20 protein-coding genes and 1 pseudogene are annotated in these 21,079 nt (G+C 68.3%); 12 read left to right on the plus strand and 9 right to left on the minus strand.

Going from position 1 to position 21,079, the window contains the following annotated elements:
• The first annotated feature begins 3 nt into the window (after window positions 1-3).
• A complete protein-coding gene (locus PY257_RS12935) occupies window positions 4-654 on the plus strand; it encodes a DUF4124 domain-containing protein (protein WP_275742450.1) in 651 nt (216 codons plus the stop codon).
• A gap of 15 nt (window positions 655-669) precedes the next feature.
• Here PY257_RS12935 and gatB read toward each other — a convergent pair whose 3' ends face one another.
• Genes gatB through gatC form a run of 5 tightly spaced genes read right to left on the minus strand, consistent with a single transcriptional unit; the run spans window position 670 to window position 5,596 of the window.
• A complete protein-coding gene (gene gatB, locus PY257_RS12940; RefSeq protein WP_275742452.1) occupies window positions 670-2,115 on the minus strand; it encodes an Asp-tRNA(Asn)/Glu-tRNA(Gln) amidotransferase subunit GatB in 1,446 nt (481 codons plus the stop codon).
• A 19-nt stretch (window positions 2,116-2,134) separates the two neighbouring features.
• On the minus strand, window positions 2,135-2,953 hold the full coding sequence (locus tag PY257_RS12945; RefSeq protein WP_275742454.1) for a PmeII family type II restriction endonuclease: 819 nt from the start codon (window positions 2,951-2,953) through the stop codon (window positions 2,135-2,137).
• On the minus strand, window positions 2,871-3,818 hold the full coding sequence (locus PY257_RS12950) for a DNA-methyltransferase (RefSeq protein WP_275742456.1): 948 nt from the start codon (window positions 3,816-3,818) through the stop codon (window positions 2,871-2,873). Before PY257_RS12950 ends, PY257_RS12945 begins: the two co-directional genes overlap by 83 nt.
• On the minus strand, window positions 3,815-5,293 hold the full coding sequence (gene gatA / locus PY257_RS12955) for an Asp-tRNA(Asn)/Glu-tRNA(Gln) amidotransferase subunit GatA (protein ID WP_275742458.1): 1,479 nt from the start codon (window positions 5,291-5,293) through the stop codon (window positions 3,815-3,817). The genes PY257_RS12950 and gatA overlap by 4 nt, the downstream gene beginning before the upstream one ends.
• Before the next feature lie 3 nt (window positions 5,294-5,296).
• Window positions 5,297-5,596: an Asp-tRNA(Asn)/Glu-tRNA(Gln) amidotransferase subunit GatC gene (gene gatC, locus PY257_RS12960; protein ID WP_275742460.1), complete on the minus strand. Its 300-nt coding sequence runs from the start codon at window positions 5,594-5,596 to the stop codon at window positions 5,297-5,299.
• Between the two features lie 205 nt (window positions 5,597-5,801).
• On the opposite strand from gatC, the gene PY257_RS12965 reads away from it, so the two are divergent.
• From PY257_RS12965 to mrdA, 4 genes are all read left to right on the plus strand, one after another.
• Entirely contained in the window at window positions 5,802-6,845 is a 1,044-nt protein-coding gene (locus PY257_RS12965) for a rod shape-determining protein (RefSeq protein WP_275742462.1), read from the plus strand.
• A gap of 78 nt (window positions 6,846-6,923) precedes the next feature.
• Window positions 6,924-7,844 carry a rod shape-determining protein MreC gene (mreC, locus tag PY257_RS12970; protein ID WP_275742464.1) on the plus strand — a complete coding sequence of 307 codons (921 nt, stop codon included), beginning with the start codon at window positions 6,924-6,926 and terminating at the stop codon, window positions 7,842-7,844.
• Window positions 7,841-8,365: a rod shape-determining protein MreD gene (gene mreD / locus PY257_RS12975; RefSeq protein WP_275742466.1), complete on the plus strand. Its 525-nt coding sequence runs from the start codon at window positions 7,841-7,843 to the stop codon at window positions 8,363-8,365. Before mreC ends, mreD begins: the two co-directional genes overlap by 4 nt.
• Entirely contained in the window at window positions 8,362-10,305 is a 1,944-nt protein-coding gene (gene mrdA / locus PY257_RS12980) for a penicillin-binding protein 2 (protein ID WP_275742468.1), read from the plus strand. Before mreD ends, mrdA begins: the two co-directional genes overlap by 4 nt.
• 44 nt (window positions 10,306-10,349) lie before the next feature.
• Here mrdA and PY257_RS12985 read toward each other — a convergent pair whose 3' ends face one another.
• A complete protein-coding gene (locus tag PY257_RS12985; RefSeq protein WP_275742470.1) occupies window positions 10,350-11,249 on the minus strand; it encodes a LysR family transcriptional regulator in 900 nt (299 codons plus the stop codon).
• Between the two features lie 98 nt (window positions 11,250-11,347).
• Here PY257_RS12985 and PY257_RS12990 point away from each other — a divergent pair, with 98 nt between their 5' ends.
• From PY257_RS12990 to PY257_RS13000, 3 genes are read left to right on the plus strand one after another with little or no spacing between them, the layout of a single operon-like run.
• Entirely contained in the window at window positions 11,348-12,583 is a 1,236-nt protein-coding gene (locus tag PY257_RS12990) for a CaiB/BaiF CoA transferase family protein (RefSeq protein WP_275742472.1), read from the plus strand.
• Window positions 12,580-13,065, plus strand: a complete 486-nt coding sequence (locus PY257_RS12995; RefSeq protein WP_275742474.1) for a MaoC family dehydratase — start codon at window positions 12,580-12,582, stop codon at window positions 13,063-13,065. Before PY257_RS12990 ends, PY257_RS12995 begins: the two co-directional genes overlap by 4 nt.
• A 47-nt stretch (window positions 13,066-13,112) precedes the next feature.
• The gene (locus PY257_RS13000) at window positions 13,113-14,120 is read left to right on the plus strand and encodes a tripartite tricarboxylate transporter substrate binding protein (protein ID WP_419095710.1); all 1,008 of its coding nucleotides are present in this window, start codon (window positions 13,113-13,115) and stop codon (window positions 14,118-14,120) included.
• Between the two features lie 35 nt (window positions 14,121-14,155).
• Here the strand turns inward: PY257_RS13000 and PY257_RS13005 are convergent.
• Window positions 14,156-14,450, minus strand: a pseudogene (locus PY257_RS13005) (TSUP family transporter); the annotation flags it as partial.
• 338 nt (window positions 14,451-14,788) lie between these two features.
• On the opposite strand from PY257_RS13005, the gene PY257_RS13010 reads away from it, so the two are divergent.
• From PY257_RS13010 to PY257_RS13025, 4 genes are all read left to right on the plus strand, one after another.
• Window positions 14,789-16,150, plus strand: coding sequence for an ammonium transporter (locus PY257_RS13010; RefSeq protein ID WP_419095711.1), 1,362 nt, complete (start codon window positions 14,789-14,791; stop codon window positions 16,148-16,150).
• 106 nt (window positions 16,151-16,256) lie between these two features.
• Window positions 16,257-16,676 carry a hypothetical protein gene (locus PY257_RS16350; protein WP_419095712.1) on the plus strand — a complete coding sequence of 140 codons (420 nt, stop codon included), beginning with the start codon at window positions 16,257-16,259 and terminating at the stop codon, window positions 16,674-16,676.
• A 151-nt stretch (window positions 16,677-16,827) separates the two neighbouring features.
• Window positions 16,828-18,078, plus strand: coding sequence for a THUMP domain-containing class I SAM-dependent RNA methyltransferase (locus PY257_RS13020; protein ID WP_275742476.1), 1,251 nt, complete (start codon window positions 16,828-16,830; stop codon window positions 18,076-18,078).
• Entirely contained in the window at window positions 18,068-18,499 is a 432-nt protein-coding gene (locus PY257_RS13025) for a PIN domain-containing protein (protein WP_275742478.1), read from the plus strand. The genes PY257_RS13020 and PY257_RS13025 overlap by 11 nt, the downstream gene beginning before the upstream one ends.
• A gap of 52 nt (window positions 18,500-18,551) precedes the next feature.
• On the opposite strand, the gene PY257_RS13030 is transcribed toward PY257_RS13025, so the two are convergent.
• The gene (locus PY257_RS13030; protein WP_275742481.1) at window positions 18,552-19,364 is read right to left on the minus strand and encodes a BUD32 family EKC/KEOPS complex subunit; all 813 of its coding nucleotides are present in this window, start codon (window positions 19,362-19,364) and stop codon (window positions 18,552-18,554) included.
• Window positions 19,361-20,998 carry an FMN-binding glutamate synthase family protein gene (locus tag PY257_RS13035; protein ID WP_275742483.1) on the minus strand — a complete coding sequence of 546 codons (1,638 nt, stop codon included), beginning with the start codon at window positions 20,996-20,998 and terminating at the stop codon, window positions 19,361-19,363. The genes PY257_RS13030 and PY257_RS13035 overlap by 4 nt, the downstream gene beginning before the upstream one ends.
• Window positions 20,999-21,079: the final 81 nt, after the last annotated feature.

Here is a 21,079-nt window from a genome sequence, read left to right on the forward strand (position 1 = left end):
GCCGTGGTCTGCAAGGGCGGGATACTGCGCGCTGCCGGTGCGCTGTTGCTGGGTTGCGCGCTGCAGCAACTGCAATTGCCGGCCCGGGCCCAGGGCATCTACACCTGCGTGGACAGCCACGGCCGCACGCTCACGGCGGACCGCCCGATTCCCGAATGCGCGGACCGGGAGCAGAAAGAACTCAGCCCCACGGGTGCGCTGCGGCGCAGCATAGGCCCGTCGCTCAGCGAGCGTGAACAGGCCGAGCGCGAGGCGCGCGAGCGCGCCCAGGCCGAGGAGCGGCGGCGCCAGGGCGACGAGAAGCGGCGCGAACGCGCGCTCGTGAACCGCTACCCCAACCAGGCAGCGCACGATGCCGAGCGGTCCGCAGCGCTCAAGCAGATCGACGAAGTCATCGCCGCGGCGAACCAGCGCATCGTCGAGCTGCAAAGCCAGCGCAAGGCGTTGGACACCGAAATGGAGTTCTACGCGAAAGACCCCGCCAAGGCCCCGGAGAGCCTGAAGCGCAAGTACACCGACAACGACAGCGACGTGCAGGCGCAGCGGCGCTTCATCGAAGACCAGCAGCAGGAAAGGCAGCGCGTGAACGCGCGCTTCGATGCCGAGCTGGCGAAGCTGCGCCAGCTATGGGCGCAGCAGACCGCCGTGCGCTGACGGCCCGCGTTCCCCTCAGGCGAGCTTGCCGCGCAGCAGGTCGCCCGCCTGCTGCGGGTTGGCCTTGCCCTTGCTCGCTTTCATCACCTGGCCGATCAGCGCGTTGAACGCCTTGTCTCGGCCGGCCTTGTACTGGGCCACGTTGTCGGGGTTGGCGGCGATCACTTCGTCGATGATCTTCTCCAGTGCGCCGCTGTCGTTCATCTGCCTGAGGCCCTTGGCTTCGATCACCGTGTCCACCGTCTGCCCTTCGCCGCTCCAGAGCGCGTCGAACACTTGGCGCGCGGCGCTGTTGGAGATAGTGCCGTCAACGACGCGCCCGATCAGTTGGGCGAGCTGGGCTGCAGAAACCGGCGCGTGGGCGATGTCCGTCTCGCCGGTGTTGAGGCGGCGCGACACCTCGCCCATGATCCAGTTGCTGGCGAGCTTGGGTTGCCGACTGAGCGCGGCGACTTCCTCGAAGTACGCCGCCATGGCCTTGGTCTGCGTGAGTGTGGCCGCGTCGTATTCGGGCAGGCCGTAGCCGGTCACGAAGCGCTCGGCCATGGCACGCGGCAATTCGGGCATCTCGGCCCGCACGCGCTCCACCCATTCAGGTGCGATCACGAGCGGCGGCAGATCGGGGTCGGGGAAGTAGCGGTAGTCGGCGGCGTCTTCCTTGGTGCGCATGGCGCGGGTTTCGCCCGTGCCAGGGTCGAACAGAACCGTGGCCTGCTGAATGGCGAACCCGTCCTCGATCTGCTCGATCTGCCAGCGCACTTCGAAGTCGATGGCCTGCTGCATGAACTTGAAGCTGTTGAGGTTCTTGATCTCACGCCGCGTGCCCAGCGGGCCTCCGGGCTTGCGCACTGAAACGTTGGCGTCGCAGCGGAAGCTGCCTTCCTGCATGTTGCCGTCGCAAATGCCGATCCAGGTCACGATCTTGTGCAGTTCCTTGGCATAGGCCACGGCTTCTTCGCTGGAGCGCATGTCGGGCTCGGTGACGATCTCGAGCAGGGGCGTGCCGGCGCGGTTGAGGTCGATGCCGCTCATGCCCACGAAGTCCTCGTGCAGCGACTTGCCCGCGTCTTCTTCCAGATGGGCGCGCACCAGGCGCACGGTTTTCTTTTCGTCGCCGAGGTAGAACGATACCTCCCCGCCTTGCACCACGGGAATCTCGAACTGACTGATCTGGTAGCCCTTGGGCAGATCGGGGTAAAAGTAGTTCTTGCGGGCAAAAATGCTCCGCGGCGCAATGCGGGAGCCCAGGGCCAGTCCTAATTTGATAGCGCGCTCGACGGCGCCGCGGTTCATTACCGGCAGCGTGCCTGGCAGCGCCAGATCGACCGCGCAGGCTTGTGTATTTGGCGCGGCACCGAAGGCCGTGGGCGCGCGGCTGAAGATCTTGCTGCGGGTGGAAAGCTGGGCGTGTGTCTCGAAGCCGATGACGACTTCGTAGCCTTGGATGAGGAGAGAGGCCATATGCGTTGTGTCGAAGAAATCAGGGTTGCCAAAGCGTCTTGGCGCTCGAATTCAGCGCCACGATTTTGTCCCAGTCAATGGAAGCGTCGGGGCGGCAGAAAGCTTGGGTGAAGTCGGCCGTGAAGCGGGTATGCAAGCGGGCGAAGGCTTGCTCGAACTCATCGTTGCGCTGGCGTGCCTCGTGGCCCAACGGTTCGATGATTTGCCGGTACAGCAGCGGCTCGCCAGAAATCAAATGCCAGAAATCTTGCCCGCAGAGTTTGAGGTAATTGCCGGTTTTGGCGGGGTGCGCATCCGCGCCGTAGCAGCAACCATTGACGGCCATGACATGCTCGCGTGGCCCGGCGATGCGGCGGGCTCTGTCGAAGTTCTGCACCATTTTCGCGATCTGCGACGAGTTGCCCCAGTTCGGGCCGCTTTTGATGGACACGATGTAGCGCGTTCCGTCGCGGGAGAACTCCAGGTCAATCCCCTCCGTCGTGGACTTCCTGCCGCCATATGCCTGCGCGCAGATGTGGATGGCTAGGAGCCTGTCGGACTTGGAAGTCGCCGGCTGCAAATCGGCCGCAGCAGTCCATTTTTCACCCGCTTCTTGACCCATAGCTGGGCTATGGGCCTGCGAAGCGGGCAAAAACTGTCCTCGCTGGGGCCGATTCTCGCTATCGGCGCTCCAAGCCCGACAGGCTCCTAGCCCTTCGAGAAAGGCGCCAAACAGCGTTTCTTCCTGCGCCGAAAGATGCGCGAGCCGCAGTCCCTCAAGACTCGCCAGGCGCTTGCTGTGAAAGTCCGCAGCGATCCGATTCTGGACGTACTGTCTTGCGGCTTCGCTGAGTGACATAAGGTGTCCTGGGTTCCATGGTGCGGCCTTGCACGGGCGCCAGAATTTCGCGGCACATGTCCACATATTCCTGCGCCACGTCAATGCCGATGGCGTGGCGCTTGAGCTCGACAGCGGCTTGCAGCGTGGTGCCCGAGCCGGCGAACGGATCCAGCACCACATCGCCCTCGTCGGTGAAGAGTTTGATGAACCATTGTGGCAGTGCCAGCGGAAAGGCCGCGCTATGTTGCTTGTTGCCGCACTCGGTGGCCAGGTGCAGCACGTTGGTGGGGTAGGCCATTTCGCGCCCCTGCCAGTTGGCGATGTTCTTGGCAAAGGCGTTGCCCACCTGTGAGTCGTAGCGCACCACGTCGTTCTTGCCCAGCGACTTGAGGCGGGTTTGCGCCCAGTCGCCCGTTGGCACCATCACGGCCTGCTGGTTCATCTTGAACTGGCGCTGCCGGGTGAAATGCAGGCAGCGCTCCCAGGCGTCGCGGAAGCGGTTCGGCCATTTGCCGGGAAAACAATTCTTCTTGTGCCAGATGTATTCCTCGGTCCAGAGCCAGCCTTGCTTGCGCAGCGCGAGGATGAGTTCGAGCACGTAGGTGTGGCGCTCGCCATTGACGGCCTTTTCCTTGATGTTGAGCACGAAGGAGCCGGTGGGCTTCAATACGCGCAGAAACTGTTCGGAACGCGGCAGAAACCACGCGACGTAGTCGTCGGGCCGGATGCCGCCATAGGTGGATGCGCGCTGGTCGGCATAAGGCGGGGAGGTGACGATCAAGTCCACGCATTGGTCGGGGTAGCCCTGCAGCAGGGTGGCGCAGTCGCCGAGCATGGCAGCGCTGCCGATGGTGGGTGGGGCCTTGAATTCGGGCGCGCTCATTGCGGGGCCTGGTCCAGCGCGGGCTGCCGGAGGTGGAAGTCGGTGCCCTGCTGGAGCTGGTGCGCAGCGTTGAGCAGGCGGCCTTCGGCGAAGTAGTTGCCGATCAACTGCAGGCCCACGGGCATGCCGCCCTCGCCGAAGCCCGCCGGCACGCTCATGCCCGGCAGGCCGGCCAGCGAGGCGGGCAGGGTGAAGATGTCCGCCAGGTAGCTGGCCACCGGGTCGTCGGCCTTGTCGCCGAGCTTCCAGGCCACGGTCGGGGCCACGGGGCCGGCGATGAGGTCGCAGTCCTGGAACGCCCGCTGGAAGTCGTCGGCGATCATGCGGCGGATCTTCTGCGCCTGCAGGTAGTAGGCCTCGTAGTAGCCGTGGCTCAGCACGTAGGTGCCGATCATGATGCGGCGCTTGACTTCGTCGCCGAAGCCCTCGGCGCGGGTTTTCTTGTACATGTCGAGCAGGTCGGCGTACTGCTGCGCGCGGTGGCCGAACTTCACGCCGTCGAAGCGGCTCAGGTTGGAGCTGGCCTCTGCCGGCGCGATGATGTAGTACACGGGGATGGAAAGCTCCGTGCGCGGCAGGCTGATGGGCACGAGCCGGGCGCCGAGCTTCTCGTATTCCTTGAGCGCATCGTCGATGGCCGCGCGCACGTCGGCGGCCAGCCCGTCGCCGAAGAATTCCGCCGGCACGCCGATGCGCAGGCCCGCGAGGCTGCCGTCCAGCGCCTGGGTGAAGTCCTCCGCCGGCAGGTCCAGCGAGGTGGAGTCGCGGTCGGGGTCGGGGCCGCACATGGCCGACAGCAGCAGGGCGCAGTCCTCCGCCGAGCGCGCCATCGGCCCGGCCTGGTCGAGGCTGGAGGCGAAGGCGATCATGCCGTAGCGCGAGGCGCGCCCGTAGGTCGGCTTGATGCCGGTGATGCCGCAGAACGACGCGGGCTGGCGGATCGAGCCGCCCGTGTCGGTGCCCGTGGCCGCAGGCACCAGCCGCGCCGCCACCGCTGCCGCGCTGCCGCCCGAGGAGCCGCCGGGCACGCGCTGCGTGTCCCAGGGGTTCCTGACCGGCGCGAAGGCGGAATTCTCGTTGGCCGAGCCCATGGCGAACTCGTCGCAGTTGAGCTTGCCCAGCGCCACGGCGCCGGCTTCGGCCAGGCGCGCGACCACGGTGGCGTCGAAGGGCGAGCGGTAGCCCGCGAGCATCTTCGATCCCGCAGTGGTGGGGAAGTCGCGCGTGACGAAGATGTCCTTGTGCGCCAGCGGTACGCCTTCGAGCGCGCCCGCCTGGTCCGCGGCGATGCGCGCATCCGCAGCGCGCGCCCGGGCCAGCGCCACGTCTTCGTCGATGGCCAGGAATGCGCCCAGCGCCGCATGCTGCTTGCTGCGGGCCAGGAAGTGCTGCGCGGCTTCGACCGCCGATACCTTCCGGGCGCGCAGTTGGGCCGCCAGGCAGGCTACGCCCAGTTCGTGCAGATCCTGAGCCATGGCTTACTCGATCACTTTCGGCACCAGGAACAGGCCGGCCTCGACCGCCGGGGCGCTGCGCTGGTTGGCCTCGCGCGCATCGGGTTCGCTGGCCACGTCCGCGCGCAGGCGCAGGGTGATGTCCTGGGCCGTCGCCACGGGGTGGGAAAGCGGCTCCACGCCGGAAGTATCCACAGCGCGCATCTGACCGACGATGTCGAAGAAGCCGTTGATTTGCGTGAGCATGCGCTCACCTTCCGTGGGAGTGAGTTCCAGTCGCGCCAGATGGGCGATGCGGCTGATGTCCTGGGGGGAAAGAGACATAGGGGGAGTGGCTGTCGAGAGCGGGTGTAAAGAGCCCTGCGGCGGGCTTGGGCGGACCCGGTTGTTCACAGGGGATGGAGTATTATCCCGGCTTTGCCGCAATACCCTCGGAACTGCTGGTAATTGTGCGAAAAAAGCCAGTACACCCCCCCTAAACCCGGCGACAGCAGGCCGAAGCGCATGCCGTGCCTGAGAGGATTCTTGAATGTTCGGAGCTTTCCGTCGGTACTTCTCCACCGACCTGGCCATTGATCTTGGCACAGCAAACACCCTGATTTTCGCCCGCGACAAGGGCATCGTGCTCGACGAGCCCTCGGTCGTCGCCATCCGCCACGAGGGCGGCCCGCACGGCAAGAAGGTGATCCAGGCCGTGGGCCGCGAGGCCAAGGCCATGCTGGGCAAGGTGCCCGGCAACATCGAGGCGATCCGCCCGATGAAGGATGGCGTGATTGCCGATTTCGTGATCACCGAGCAGATGATCAAGCAGTTCATCAAGATGGTGCACCCGCGCACGCTGTTCACCCCCAGCCCGCGCATCATCATCTGCGTGCCCTGCGGCTCCACCCAGGTCGAGCGCCGCGCCATCAAGGATGCGGCCGAAGCGGCCGGCGCCACGGCGGTCTACCTGATCGAGGAGCCCATGGCGGCAGGCATCGGCGCCGGCCTGCCCGTTTCCGAAGCCAGCGGTTCCATGGTGGTGGACATTGGCGGCGGCACCACCGAAGTGGGCGTGATCTCGCTGGGCGGCATGGTCTACAAGGGCAGCGTGCGCGTGGGCGGCGACAAGTTCGACGAGGCCATCATCAACTACATCCGACGCAACTACGGCATGCTGATCGGCGAGCCCACGGCGGAGGCCATCAAGAAGAACATCGGCAGCGCCTTCCCCGGCTCCGAGGTCAAGGAGATGGAAGTCAAGGGCCGCAACCTCTCCGAAGGCGTGCCGCGCAGCTTCACCATCAGCAGCAACGAGGTGCTGGAGGCGCTGACCGACCCGCTCAACAACATCGTCTCGGCGGTCAAGAACGCGCTGGAGCAGACCCCGCCCGAACTCGGCGCCGACATCGCCGAGCGCGGCATGATGCTCACCGGTGGCGGCGCGCTGCTGCGCGACCTGGACCGCCTGCTGGCCGAGGAAACCGGCCTGCCCGTGCTGGTGGCCGAAGACCCGCTGACCTGCGTGGTGCGCGGCTGCGGCATCGCGCTGGAGCGCATGGACCGCCTGGGCAGCATCTTCACCAGCGAGTAAGTTTTTCCTTTGGTTTGGCAAGCCGGCTCGCTATGATGCAGCCGGCTTTTTCGCAATTGTCGAGGCCCGCATCCGACCATGCCCCTGGGAACCCTGGACCGCAGCGCTCCGCCGTTCTTCCGGCAAGGGCCCTCGGCGCTCTCGAAGCTCATGTTCTTCAGTGCGCTGGCGGTTTTCCTGATGGTGGCCGACGTGCGTTTCCGCCTGACCGAGCCGCTGCGCGCGGCCATCGCCACCGTCCTGTACCCCATGCAGTGGCTGGCGTTGCAGCCCGTGCAGCTCGCCCGCACGGGTGCTGGCTATTTCGAGTCGCTGGCGACGGCGCAGCGCCTGGAGAAGGAGGCCCGCGGCAGGCTTGCGCAGCAGTCGCAGCGCGCCAACCAGGTGGAAGAACTGCTCCAGGAAAACCAGCGCCTGCGGCGGCTGTTGGGCCTGCGCGAGCGCGTGGGCGCGCAGGCGATGGCCGCCGAAGTGCTCTACGACGCCGCCGATCCCTACACGCGCCGCATCATCGTCGACAAGGGACTGGTGCAGGGCGTGGCGCTCGGCGCGCCGGTGGTCGATGAGTCCGGCGTGCTCGGGCAGGTCACACGCGTGCATCCGCTTGTCAGCGAAGTCACGCTGCTGATCGACCGCGACCAGGCGATTCCCGTGCTGAACGTCCGCACGGGCGCGCGCAGCGTGGCCTATGGCGACCCGGTGGCCGCGCACGACGGCGGCATGGAGCTGCGCTTCATGCCCGGCAACGCCGACGTGCAGGAAGGTGACCTGCTGACGACCAGCGGCGTGGATGGCGTGTATCCGCCCGGCCTGCCCGTGGCGCGCGTGGCGCGCATGGAGCGCCGCGCCGATTCGGCGTTCGCGCGCATCTACTGTGTGCCGCTGGCGCTCACGCAGGGGGCGCGCCACGTCATGCTGCTGCGGCTCGTTGCCGCCGACGTGCCGCCGCGGCCCGAGGCCGATCCGCCGCCGGCGGCGAGAAAGGGTGGGCGCAAGTGAGTACTCCGCGGCGCGCCACCCAGCAGTTGCTGCTGCCGGTCAACCCCGTATTCATCTGGGTGAGCCTGGTCGTCGCGCTGGCTGTCAATATGCTGCCGCTGGGGCGCGCGGCGTGGCGGCCCGATCTGCTGATGCTGCTGCTGCTGTTCTGGGGCGTGCACCAGCCGCTGCGTGTGGGCATGGGCGCTGCCTTCGCGTTCGGCCTGTGCATGGACGTGCAGCAGACGGCGCTGCTGGGCCAGCATGCGCTCGCCTACGTCGCGCTGGTGTTCCTGGCCATCACCATCGAGCGGCGCCTGCTGTGGTTCAGCCTGGTCGCGCAGGCCGTGCAGGTGCTGCCGCTGTTTTTGGCGGCGCACGTGGTCGAGGTGCCCATCCGCATGCTTGCGGGCGGCGCGTTTCCGGGGCTGGACTTCCTGCTGGCGCCGCTGATCGAGGCCGCGCTGTGGCCGCTGGCCAGCCTGATCCTGCTGGCACCGCAGCGCCGCCCGCCCGACCGCGACGAGAACCGGCCGCTATGACCGAGCTGCGCAACGTCGAGGCCGACCTCTCGCGCTTTCGCATGCGCGTGTTCGTCGTCGCGCTGGTGGTGTGCGCCGCCTTCGGCCTGCTGGCGGCGCGGCTGGTGCATCTGCAGGTCACGCGCCATGAAGACCTGGCCGAGCAGGCCGAGAGCAACCGTACCGCCGTGGTGCCCATCGTGCCCAACCGCGGGCTCATCCTCGACCGCAACGGCGTGGTGCTGGCCAGCAACTACTCGGCCTACACGCTGGAGATCACGCGCTCCAAGATCGACGACCTGGACGCCACCATCGACGCGCTGGCGCAGGTGGTGGACATCACGGCGCGCGACCGGCGCCGCTTCAAGAAGCTCATGGACGAATCCAGGAGCTTCGAGTCGCTGCCCATCCGCACCCGCCTGAGCGATCAGGAGGTGGCGCGCTTCGCGGCCCAGCGCTACCGCTTCCCCGGCGTGGAGATCAAGGCGCGGCTGTTCCGCAGCTATCCGTTCGGCGACCTGGCCAGCCACGTCATCGGCTACATCGGGCGCATCAACCAGGCCGAGAAGGCGCGCATCGACGAATCCGACGACGCCGCCAACTATCGCGGCACCGAGTACATCGGCAAGCTGGGCATCGAGCAGAGCTTCGAGCGGCAACTGCACGGCATCACCGGCGTGGAGCAGATGGAGACCTCTGCCGGCGGTCGCGCCGTGCGGCGGCTGGCGAGCCACCCGTCCACGCCGGGCCAGGCCGTCGTGCTTTCGCTCGACATCAAGCTCCAGAAGCTCGTCGAAGACTTGTTCGGTGACCGCCGCGGCGCGCTGGTAGCCATCGACCCGCGCAACGGCGAGGTGCTGGCCTTCGTCAGTAAGCCCACCTTCGACCCCAACCTGTTCGTCGACGGCATCGACCAGGAGAACTGGCAGGCACTCAACGAATCCATCGACCTGCCGCTGCTCAACCGGGCCCTGCGCGGCACCTACCCGCCGGGCTCCACCTACAAGCCCTTCATGGCCATGGCCGCGCTGCAGACCGGCAAGCGCTCGCCAAGCTTCATCGTCAACGACAACGCTTCATGGACCTTCGGCGGCCATACCTTCCGCAGCCACGGCGACATCGCGTTGGGCCCCGTGGACATGCACCGCGCCATCGTGCTGTCGAGCAACGTCTATTTCTATTCGCTCGCCAACGACCTGGGCGTGGACACCATCCACGACTTCATGGCACCGCTGGGGTTCGGCCAGATCACCGGCATCGACATCAACGGTGAAGTGCGCGGCGTGTTGCCCAGCACCGAATGGAAACGCGACGCCTACAAGCGCCCCGAGCAGAAGAAGTGGTTCGCGGGCGAAACCATTTCGCTGGGCATCGGCCAGGGCTACAACAGCTTCACCATGCTGCAACTGGCGCATGCCACGGCCACGCTGGCGGGCGGCGGCATGTCGTACACGCCGCACCTCGGGCTGGCGACGCAGGACCCGCTCACGCATGCGCGCACGCCGCTGCCGCAGCCCGCGCCGGCGGACCTGGGCTTCAAGCCCGAGAACGTCGCCATCGTGCGCCGGGCGCTCATTGGCGTGACGCAGGAGGGCACCTCCACGCGCGTGTTTGCGGGCGCGGGCTATCTCTCGGGCGGCAAGACCGGCACGGCCCAGGCCGTGACCATCGGCCAGAAGGAGAAGTACAACGGTGCCAAGCTCGAGGAGCACCAACGCGACCACGGCCTCTATATGGCCTTCGCGCCCGCCGACAACCCGCGCATTGCGCTGGCCGTGGTGGTCGAGAACGCCGGCTGGGGCGCCGGCGTGGCCGCGCCGATCGCGCGGCGCGTGTTCGACTACTGGCTGCTCGGCCAGTACCCGAGCGAGGAGGACATGGCCGCCACGCGCGAGGGCAAGTCCGCCGCGCCCATCGGCAAGCCGCGCAGCCTGGCCGACGTGGGACTGCCTGCGCCTTGAGCGTCTTGCCATCTGTGTACGGGGGGCGATGGCATGCCGGAAGCTCAAGCTCCAGTACCGGCCATGATCTCCAGCGTTTCCCTGAAACGGCGCGCGGCCGGTGTTTCGGCCTGGGGCCGGTAGGCCAGGGCGATGCCGATTTCCACGGCCGACCCGTTGCCGTGCAATTGCTTGAAAACGACGTTGCGCGCCGTATGGCGCGCTGCCACCGAGGGCACCAGCGCCACGCCCATGCCACTCTCCACCAGGCTCACGACGGTCTGGACCTGCACCGCTTCCTGCTGTACGCGCGGCAGGAAGCCCGCCTGCTGGCAGGCCAGCAATGCCGTGGCGTGCAGGCCAGGTACCTCGGTTGCACTGTAGAGAACGAACGGCTCCTGCGCGAGGTGGGAGAGCTGCAGCCGACGCCGCTGGACCAGCGGGCTGTGCTGGGGCAGCGCGGCCACGAACACGTCGCGCTCGATCGGCACGACGCGGATCGCGCCGGCCTGCGCCAGCGGAAAGCGCAGCAGCCCCAGGTCGATGTCGCCCTTGTCGAGCAAGGCCATGATGCGGCTCGTCGTCGACTCGTGCAGCACGAGTTGCACCTGTGGATAGCGTTGGCGGAACAGTGGCATGGACTGCGGCATCAGTGCATAGGTGGCCGAGCCGACGAAGCCGATGCGCAGCGCCCCCGCCTCGCCGTTGGCCGCCGCCGCCGCCGTGCGGCCGAACTGCTCGGTATGGAACAGCGCGCGCCGCGCATTTTCGAGCGCCGCCGTGCCTGCGGCCGTGAGTTCGGTACCGCGGCGGGTACGTGCGAATAATTGCACACCGAGCTGTTCCTCCAGCTTGCGGATCGACGCCGACAGCGGCGGCTGCGCCATGTGCAGCCGCTCGGCGGCGCGATGGTAGTTCAAGGTTTCGGCAAGCGCCACGAAATGGCGCAGTTGGCGCGTGTCCATTGATATTCCAGGAGTATCACAGGGTGGAAAACAAATATTAGACGAGATTGAAAGGCGTCTGAATAATCAGCGGCTGCATAAGTTACAGAGACAAGGCCATGCATCCTCTCCATGGCATCCGGGTCCTGGACCTGTCGGGCGTGGTCTTCGGGCCGCTGGCCAGCCAGGTGCTGGCTGACTACGGCGCCGAAGTCATCAAGATCGAGCCTCCCGAGGGCGACTCCACGCGGCGCACCGGTCCGGCCGCCGAGCCGGGCATGGCTGCCATCTTCCTGGGCACCAACCGCAGCAAAAAGAGCGTTGTGCTGGATCTCAAGCAGCCTGCGGCACAGGCCGCGCTGCAGGCCCTGGTGGCGCAGACGGACGTGTTCATGCACAGCATGCGGCCCCAGAAGCTCGCCGCGCTCGGCATCGATCCCGGGCCGTTGCTGCAGCGGCATCCCCGCCTGGTCTATGCGGGTTTGCATGGCTTCGGGCAGGGTGGGCCGTATGCGGGGCGGCCCGCATACGACGACGTGGTGCAGGGCATGTCGGGCCTGGCCGCCCTGATGGAGCGCCAGACGGGCGAGGCGCGCTACCTGCCGACCATCGCGGCCGACAAGACCTGCGCGCTGGTGGCTGCCCATGCCATCCTGGCCGCGCTGTTGCGGCGCGAGCGCACGGGGCGCGGCGGCTTCGTCGAGATCCCGATGTTCGAGTCGATGGTGGCGTTCAACTTCGTCGAGCATTTCTACGGCCAGCATTTCGATCCGCCGCTGTCCGGGCCCGGCTATCCGCGCGTGCTCGCACCCTGGCGCCGCCCCTACCGCACGGCCGATGGCTACGTGGCCATGATGCCGTACACCGATGCGCACTGGCGGCGTTTCTTTGACGAGGTCGGCGCGCCCGAGATCGGCGCCGATCCGCGTTTCACCGACATCGCAGGCCGCACGAGCCACATCGGCGAGCTGTTGCAGATCGCGGGCGGCTTCGTCGCGCGCCATGGCACGGCGCACTGGCTGGCCGCATGCGAGCGGCTGGAGATCCCGGCGGCGCCCATCATGCGACTGGAGGATCTCCCTGGCGATCCGCATCTCGCAGCCACGGGTTTTTTCGCCACGCTTGACGACCCGGGCATGGGTCGGCTGCACTTTCCCGGCGTGCCGGTGCGCTTCGACGGCGTCCGCCCCGGCGTGGGCATGCCGCCGCGCCTGGGCGAACACACGCGCGGCGTCCTCGAGGCGGCCGGCCTGGCGGCCGGCGACGTGCAGGCCCTGATCGACAGCGGCGCAGCCCGCCAGCACGGCACGCATCCCGAAACCACCGATCCGAACCCGGAGAACCCGCCGACATGAGCGCTACCGCACCACCAGCCCTCGATTCCACCCTGCCCCAGCTCGGGCGCGGCTTCGTCTGGCAGGACCTTGCCGTGGGCCAGCGCCTGCGCACCTTCCGCCGCACCGTGACCGAGACAGACCTCGTCAATTTCATCGGTGTGACCGGCATGCTCGAAGCCATCTTCATCGAGGAGGGCTATGCGGGCGGCGCGATCACGGGCAGGCCCGTGCCCGCCGCACTGACCTACAGCCTCATCGAGGGCTTCCTGCTGCAGACCATGATCCAGGGCACGGGCCTGGCGATGCTGGAGCTCAGCCAGAAGATCCATGGCCCCGTGCGCGTAGGCGACAGCATCGAGGCCATGGTCGAGGTCACTGGCATCCGTCCCACCTCGCAGGGCGGGCGGGCCGTGGTCACGTCGAGGATCGACGTCTTCAACCAGCGTGCCGAAGCCGTCATGACCTACGTCGCCACGCGGCTGCTGGCTGGCCGCACGTAGGCGCGGTGCCGCGCATCGTTCATTCTCACCCTTCAAAGGAGACATTCATGGAACATTCCCTGCCCTTGCCTGCCGCGCGTCGGCACCTGTTGGCGCTGGCCGCGGCCATGCTGGCCACAGCCCTTGCGGGGCCGGCCGCGCAGGCCCAGGGCGCCGCAGCCTGGCCGGCCAAGCCCATCACGCTCATCGTGCCGTTCCCGCCGGGCGGGCCGACCGACCTCGTTGCGCGCGTGCTGGGCCAGCAGCTTTCGGAGCAGTTGGGTCAGCCGGTCATCGTCGATAACCGCCCCGGTGCCAATGGCAACATCGGCAATGGCATGGTGGCCAAGGCTGCGCCCGACGGCTACACCGTGCTCTACAACACCTCGTCGATCGCGCTGAGCCCGGCGCTCTACAAGCACATGACCTACGACGTGCAGCGCGATCTCGCGCCGGTGGCGCTCACGGCCGTGGTGCCGCTGGCGCTGGTGGTCCATCCCTCGGTGCCTGCCAGCAACGTCAAGGAGTTCATCGCCTATGCCAAGGCGCAGGGCGGCAAGCTGTCCTACGGGTCGGCCGGCAACGGCAATGTGACCCATCTCACCGCCTTCCAGTTCGTGCGCAATGCAGGGATCGACGCCGTGCACGTGCCCTACCGCGGCAGCGCGCCGGCCGACGTGGACCTGGTCGCCGGCCAGATCAGCTTCCTGACCGACACCATCAACTCGGTCGCGCCGTTCGTGCGCGACAAACGCCTGAAGATCCTCGCCGTCACGACGGCCAAGCGCATCTCGCTGTTCCCCGACGTTCCCACGCTGGCCGAGTCGGGCATGCCCGGCTTCGAGGCCGGCGCGTGGCAGGGCGTGATGGTGCCCGCGGGCACGCCGCGCCCCATCATCAACCGCCTCAATACCGAGATTCTCAAGGCGCTGAAGACGCCGGCCGTCCTGGAGAAGCTTGCTTTGCAGGGGGCCGAGCCGCTGTCGTCCACGCCCGATGAATATGGCACCTACCTGAAGGCGGAGCTCGCGCGCTGGGCTGGCGTCGTGAAGGCCACGGGCGTCACGCTGGAGTGATCGGGGGCCGCACGCGTCGGCCTGCCGTGCAACGGGTCAGGCGACACGACGGCGACCACCCGGGCGCCCACGAATGCACCGGCAAAGCCCGCACCAGCAGCGGGCAGCATGGTGCGCCAGCGGATCGTCACGCGCCGGCTGAACTGCCAGGTCGCCAGGGCGGTGCCCCATATTGAGGCGCTTTTGTTCACGCCGAACAGCGTTGCGGGGTGTGCCTGATGGAAGGTGGCGAACAGCGCGGGGACCAGACAGAGCCAGACCGCCGCCGCCAACGATGGCGTCGACGAAACCCGCCAGCAGCGAGGCCGGCGCCACGACGAGCAAATCCATGCGCCGATTGTCGCAGGCGCAAGGTGCTACATATTTGATAGCTTATGGCGCAGGTGAATAGGGCGCTGGAGGCCGAAAAGACCAAGAAAAAGGCACCGGGATCGCCGATGCCTGAAGGAAATGGGGTGTCTCGTTGCGGACGCCTGAAATTTTGTACTTGTGTTGCAGTCTCCTCGGTTCCCCGCCCCCGCAGGCTGCTGGGCCTGCTGCGAGTGGTATGAATTTATACCGATGCGCACTTTTAGTGCATTGGGGATTTCCCACCCCGCTATGGCTTATGTGCCGCTGGCATGACTTATGCAGCTATGCCGCATAGGTTAGTAACGAACGGGAACAACATGCGGTTAGGACTTCGCAAGGCCCTTCTGGCAGCCGGATCCTGGGGCCTCCACACCCTCGTTTGGGCGCAGACGGAGGCTTCCGCCCAGGCTCCCGCAGTCGCCGCCGCCGTCGCACCCAGTCAGCCTGCCCTGGTGCTGCAGTCGGGCATCAATGGCGCCGACACGGCGTGGATGATCGTCGCCACGGCGCTCGTGCTGCTGATGACCGTGCCCGGCTTGGCATTGTTCTATGCCGGCATGGTGCGGCGCAAGAACGTGCTCAATACGATGGCCTGCGTGCTGGCCGTCACCACACTCGTGACCATCCTCTGGTACGCCGTCGGCTACTCGTGGGCCTTCACGCCTGGCAACGGCTGGATCGGCGGCGGCCAGCGCCTGTGGTTCAGCGGGCTCGACTACATGAAGGACGCGGGCAAGGTCGCGGTGAGCCATGTCGCGCCCAACATCCCTGAATCGGTCTATTCGATGTTCCAACTGACCTTCGCGATCATCACGCCCGCGCTCATCGCTGGCGCGTTCGTGGAGCGCATGCGCTTTGCCGCCATGCTCTGGTTCATTGGACTGTGGTCGCTGTTCGTCTATGCGCCGGTGGCCCACTGGGTCTGGGAGCCGGGCGGCTGGCTGGCGCAGATGGGCGCGCTCGACTTCGCGGGCGGCTCGGTCGTGCACATCAACGCCGGCATCGCCGGGCTGGTCTGCGCCTACGTGCTCGGCCCGCGCAAGGGCTACGGGCGCGAGCCGTTCGAGCCGTTCAACCTCGGCTTCACCATGACCGGCGCCTCGCTGCTGTGGGTAGGCTGGTTCGGCTTCAACGCCGGCTCCGCCGTTGCCGCCGATGGCCGCGCCGGGCTGGCGATGGCCGTCACGCACATCGCGGCGGCGGCGGCATCCCTCTCGTGGATGTTCGGCGAATGGGTCATGCGCCGTCGCCCGTCGCTGCTCGGCATGAGTTCGGGCGTGGTGGCCGGGCTCGTCGCCATCACGCCGGCCTCGGGCTTCGTGTCGCCGCGCGCCGCGCTGGTCATCGGCATCGTCGCCGGGCTGGCCTGCTACTGGGGTGCCACCGGGCTCAAGCGCCTGCTGCGCGCCGACGATTCGCTCGACGTGTTTGGCGTGCACGGCATCGGCGGCATCGTCGGCTGCATACTCACCGGCGTGTTCGCGAGCAAGGACATTTCGGGCGCCGAGGGGCATGTCCTCGTCCAGATCGTCGATGCCGGCGCGGTGCTCATCTACAGCGGCGTCGGCACCGCCGTGCTGCTTTGGGTAACGAAGCTGCTCGTGGGCCTGCGCGTGGACGAGGATTCCGAGCTCAATGGCCTGGACATCTCCCAGCACCGCGAGCGCCTGGGCGGCTGAGAGTTGAATGCCGGGGCGTCGCCTGCCGTACAACGACTACCTGCATGGAAACGGCACGCGCCCTGGGTTCGGTTTTTGCATCTCGCGCACAAGGGGCTAGACAACCATGACCGACAGTGACCGCCTCGCCATTGCGGCGCACCTGCACGTGCTGCTGCGCCGCAAGACCGGACGGGTGACCGACACCGAGTGGATGGCCGCCAATGGCGAATACGCCGCCGAGGTCGTGCGCTTCTCACGCGCCAAGGCGGCGGAAGACAACCTTCCCGAGCTGGCCGAATGGGCAGCCAAGCTGGAGCAGGTCATGGCCGAGCCGCGCGCCGCGCGCCGTGCCCCGCTGCTGCAGGAAGCCGCAGCCGTCTTGCACAACGCGCGTCCGGCGGGGGGCGCATCGCCATCGGCAGGCGAGCCAGGCCACAGCAGCTTCGGCCATTCGGTGTCGGGCGGCGACTCCACCTTCGGCAGCCAGGCCGACGCGGCCAAGCGCGATCCCAATTCGCCGCGCTACGTCGGCGGCCTGCGCTGAGCCCCGGCGCCGGCAGCGTGAGCAAGGCCGGGCCGCCGCCCGGGATGCGGCGCAGCGCGAGGTCGTCCGGCCCCTGTCCCCGCACGGCGGCCAACTGGGCCTGGCCTGCGCGGCGGGGCGGCAATGGAGGGGGCTGTATCCTGCGAGCTTCATGAACCAGCTCCAACTCTTCCTGCCCTGCGCCGCCGGCGTCGAGGACTATCTGGCCGACGAGGCCCACGCGATCACCGGCCTGGCCGGCGGCGACCTGCTCGTGGGCCGCGGCGGCGTACTGCTCAGCGCATCGTGGCGCGACGCGCTGCTGCTCAACCTGCACAGCCGGCTGGCGCAGCGCGTGCTGGTGCAGCTCTCGCACACGCCCTACCGCGCCGAGTCCGACCTGTACGAGGCCGCCAGCGCCGTGGCGTGGGAAATCTGGTTCACCCCGCGCCAGACCTTCAAGATCGAGATCACCGCCCAGCACAGCCCCCTCAAGAGCCTGAACTTCGCCGCGCTGAAGGTGAAGGATGCCGTGGCCGACCGCTTCCGCCACAAGGCCGGCGAGCGCCCCAGCGTGGAGACGCGCTGGCCCGACGTGCGCATTCACGCGCACCTCACGCACGACCACGCCACGCTCTACATCGACACCTCGGGCGAGCCGCTGTTCAAGCGCGGCTGGCGCGAGGACAAGGGCGACGCCCCGCTCAAGGAAACCCTGGCCGCCGCGATGATCGCCGCCAGCGGGTGGGACCCTCATGGCGACGAGCCCGTGCCGCTCTACGACCCCTGCTGCGGCAGCGGCACCATCGCCATCGAGGCCGCGCAGATCGCCTGCCGCATCGCCCCCGGCGCGCTGCGGCGTTTCGGCTTCGAGAAGCTGCTGCCGTTCCAGCCGCATGTCTGGTCCGCTATCAAAAGCGAAGCTGCTGCCGCAGTATCCAAAAGCGCCGCAGCCATTTTTGGCAGTGACGTGGCGCACCGCATGGTCGATTTCGCGCAGCGCAATGCCGAGCGCGCGGGCGTGGCCCAGGCCGTCGAATTCCGCGGCGGCGACGCGCTGCAGCGCATGCCGCCCGCGCCGCGCGGGGTGATGCTGCTCAACCCGCCGTATGGCGAGCGCATCGACGCCTCCGGTATCGCCGGGGCGCGGCGCATGGGCGAGCGCGCTCAGGCCGGCGGCGCGGCTGGCGCGGGCCGCGAAACCGCGCAGACCGGCGAGGAGGGCGGCGAATTCTTCAGCCGCCTGGCCGCGCACTGGAAGAACCACTACGCCGGCTGGACCGCCTGGGTGCTCACGCCCGACATGAAGCTGCCCACCCGCATGCGGCTGAAGGAGTCGCGCCGCGTGCCGATGTGGAACGGGCCCATCGAATGCCGGCTGTTTCGCTTCGACATGCTCGCGGGGTCGGCGCGTGAGCACTGAGCCGGCGGACCGGGCGCTGGCCGTCATCGACACCAACATCGTCCTCGACCTGTTCGTCTTTGCCGATGCCGCCGCGCAGCCGCTGCGCACGGGGCTGGCCGCGGGCGCGCTGGAGTGGATCGCCACCGCCGCCATGCGCGACGAGCTGGCGCGCGTGCTGGGCTATGCGCAGATCGCGCCGCGGCTGGCCTTCCACGGCCTGCAGGCCGCTGGCGTGCTGGCCGCGTTCGACGCCCAGGCGCGCATCGTGACGCCCGCGCCCAAGGCGCCCGTCACCTGCAGCGACCCGGACGACCAGCACTTCATCGACCTGGCCGTGGCCCACGGCGCGCGGCTGTTCAGCAAGGACCGCGCCGTGCTCTGCATGCGCCGCCGCCTGTTGGCGCTCGGCGTGCTGGCCATGCCGGCGCCGGGGGGCTGAACAGTTGGCGCTCGGCGGGCGCCCCTTTGGCGCGCCGGTCCGGCGGCCGGCGTCAGGGTGCCAGGAACCGCGCCGCCGCGCGCAGACACTGCGTGTCGCGGCCCCAGACCCGGCCCGCGGGCAGGTGGCGCATCCAGGCCAGGCGCCGGACCGTGTCGCGCAGCGCGGCGCGCACGGGCGCGCTGGCATGGGCCTGCAGCACGGCGTGCCACTGCGGCCGTGCCGACGCGGTGGCGCCGTGCGTCTGCAGCAGCAGCGCGGTGGAATGCACGTAGCACAGCCAGTCGCGCGCCTGGCACTCGGTCAGCGACAGCGTGGCGCCGGGGTCGTCCTCGAAGTCCAGATAGGCGATGGCGCCGTCGGCGCAGCGTACGAGGTTGCGCGCGAACGCCTGGCTCAGATAGGTGCCGCGCGCATGCACGAGGGCAATGCCCTCCAGCCCCTGGCGCCATAGCGCCACGGCCTCGGTGGATTGGACGGGCAGCAATGTCTCGATCTCGCGCGCCAGCATGCGCGTGGGCCGCGCGGGGTCGCTGCCCACGTCGGCCAGCAGCAGCGCGTCACCCTGCGCGGCCAGCACCGCCGGCACGCGCAGGCCCAGCGCGGCCAGTTCGCGCAGGCGGCGGGCCTCCTGGGCGATGGCCGCTGCACCGCCGGGGTTCGTCACGGGCTGCAGCACGTCTAGGCGCAGCAGGCGGGCGATCAGCCCCAGCAGCGCGTAGCGCCACGGCGGGGTGATGGGCGGCGCCTTTTTCAGCCACACGGTCTGGCCGTCGAGCGGGTAGCTCGCCACCGCCTTGGCCTGGGCGGGCAGCGCCGCGCGCAGAAAGCTGGCGCAGCGCTGCGCCCCCGGCATGGCCGTCATGCGGTGGCGGCAGCCGCTACCGAGGCGCGGAAGTCGTGCGCGTTTGCCAGCGGCCAGTACATGCGGAACACGTTGTGCTGGGCGTCCAGCGGGCCCAGCAGCGCTGCGGGCTCCACGCGCATGATCAGGTTGGAGAGCAGGCGCACCTCGGTGTCGCTGATGCGGCGCACGATGTGGTGGGCCGTGATGTCCTGCGGGTGGCGCAGCCCGGCGGCCTGCACCAGCTCCTGCAGGGCGTGCAGCGTACTGGCGTGGAACTGCGCCACGCGCTCGGCCTTGTCGGGCACCACCAGGGCTTTCTGGCGCAGCGGATCCTGCGTGGCCACGCCGGTAGGGCAGTGGCCCGTGTGGCAGTTTTGCGCCTGGATGCAGCCCAGCGCCATCATGTAGCCGCGCGCCGCGTTGCACCAGTCGGCGCCCAGCGCCATCATGTGCGCGATGTCGAAGGCCGAGGTCACCTTGCCCGCGCAGCCGATGCGGATGCGCTCGCGCAGGTTCACGCCGATCAGCGTGTTGTGGACCAGCAGCAGCCCTTCCTGCAGCGGCGAGCCCACGTGGTCGCTGAACTCCACCGGCGCCGCGCCCGTGCCGCCCTCGGCGCCGTCCACCACGATGAAGTCGGGCGTGATGCCCGTCTCCAGCATGGCCTTGACGATGGCGAACCACTCCCATGGGTGGCCGATGCAGAGCTTGATGCCCGTGGGCTTGCCGCCCGAGAGGCTGCGCAGCCTCTCGATGAAATGCATCATGCCCACTGGCGTGTCGAAGGCGCTGTGGGCCGCGGGCGAGATGCAGTCCACGCCCACGGGCACGCCGCGCGCGGCGGCGATCTCGGGCGTGACCTTGGCCCCCGGCAGCACGCCGCCGTGGCCGGGCTTGGCGCCCTGGCTGAGCTTGAGCTCGATCAGCTTGACCTGCGGGTCGCGTGCGTTGGCGACGAACTTTTCCTCGCTGAACGTGCCGTCGCCGTTGCGGCAGCCGAAGTAGCCCGAGGCCACCTGCCACACCAGGTCGCCGCCGAACACGCGGTGGTGGGTGGAGATCGAGCCCTCGCCCGTGTCGTGCATGAAGCCGCCGAGCTTGGCGCCGCGGTTGAGCGCCATGATGGCGTTGGCCGACAGCGCGCCGAAGCTCATGGCCGAGATGTTGAACACGCTGGCGCTGTAGGGCTGGGCGCGGTCGGGCCCGATGGTGACGCGGAAGTCGTGCGAGTCGAGCCTGGTGGGCGCCATCGAGTGGTTGATCCACTCGTAGCCGACCGCGCCCACGTCGAGCAGCGTGCCCAGCGGGCGGTTGTCGGGCTCGGACTTGGCGCGCTGGTACACCAGCGTGCGCTGCGCGCGCGAGAACGGCGCGGCCTCGCGGTCGCTCTCGATGAAGTACTGGCGGATCTCGGGGCGGATGAACTCCAGCGCGAAGCGCAGGTGGCCGATGATGGGGTAGTTGCGCAGGATCGCGTGGCGCTGCTGCAGCAGGTCGTACACGCCCAGCGCCACCAGCGCCGCGGCCACGACGAACAACGCCAGCCCCCGGCCGAACGCCACCAGGGAGAACAGCGACAGCAGCAGCGCGAACGCGCACAGGCCCAGGGCCGTGTAGCGCACCGGGTAGAGGGTATTGAGGCGGCCTATCATCAGGGGATACTCTTTTCTTGTCGTGGCGGTCGTGGACGGCGGCCATGATAAAGACTAAAGACAACCGCCGTTTCCCCCACG

It is taken from the genome of Curvibacter soli, from assembly GCF_029211125.1.
Lineage (GTDB): Bacteria > Pseudomonadota > Gammaproteobacteria > Burkholderiales > Burkholderiaceae_C > Curvibacter_A > Curvibacter_A soli.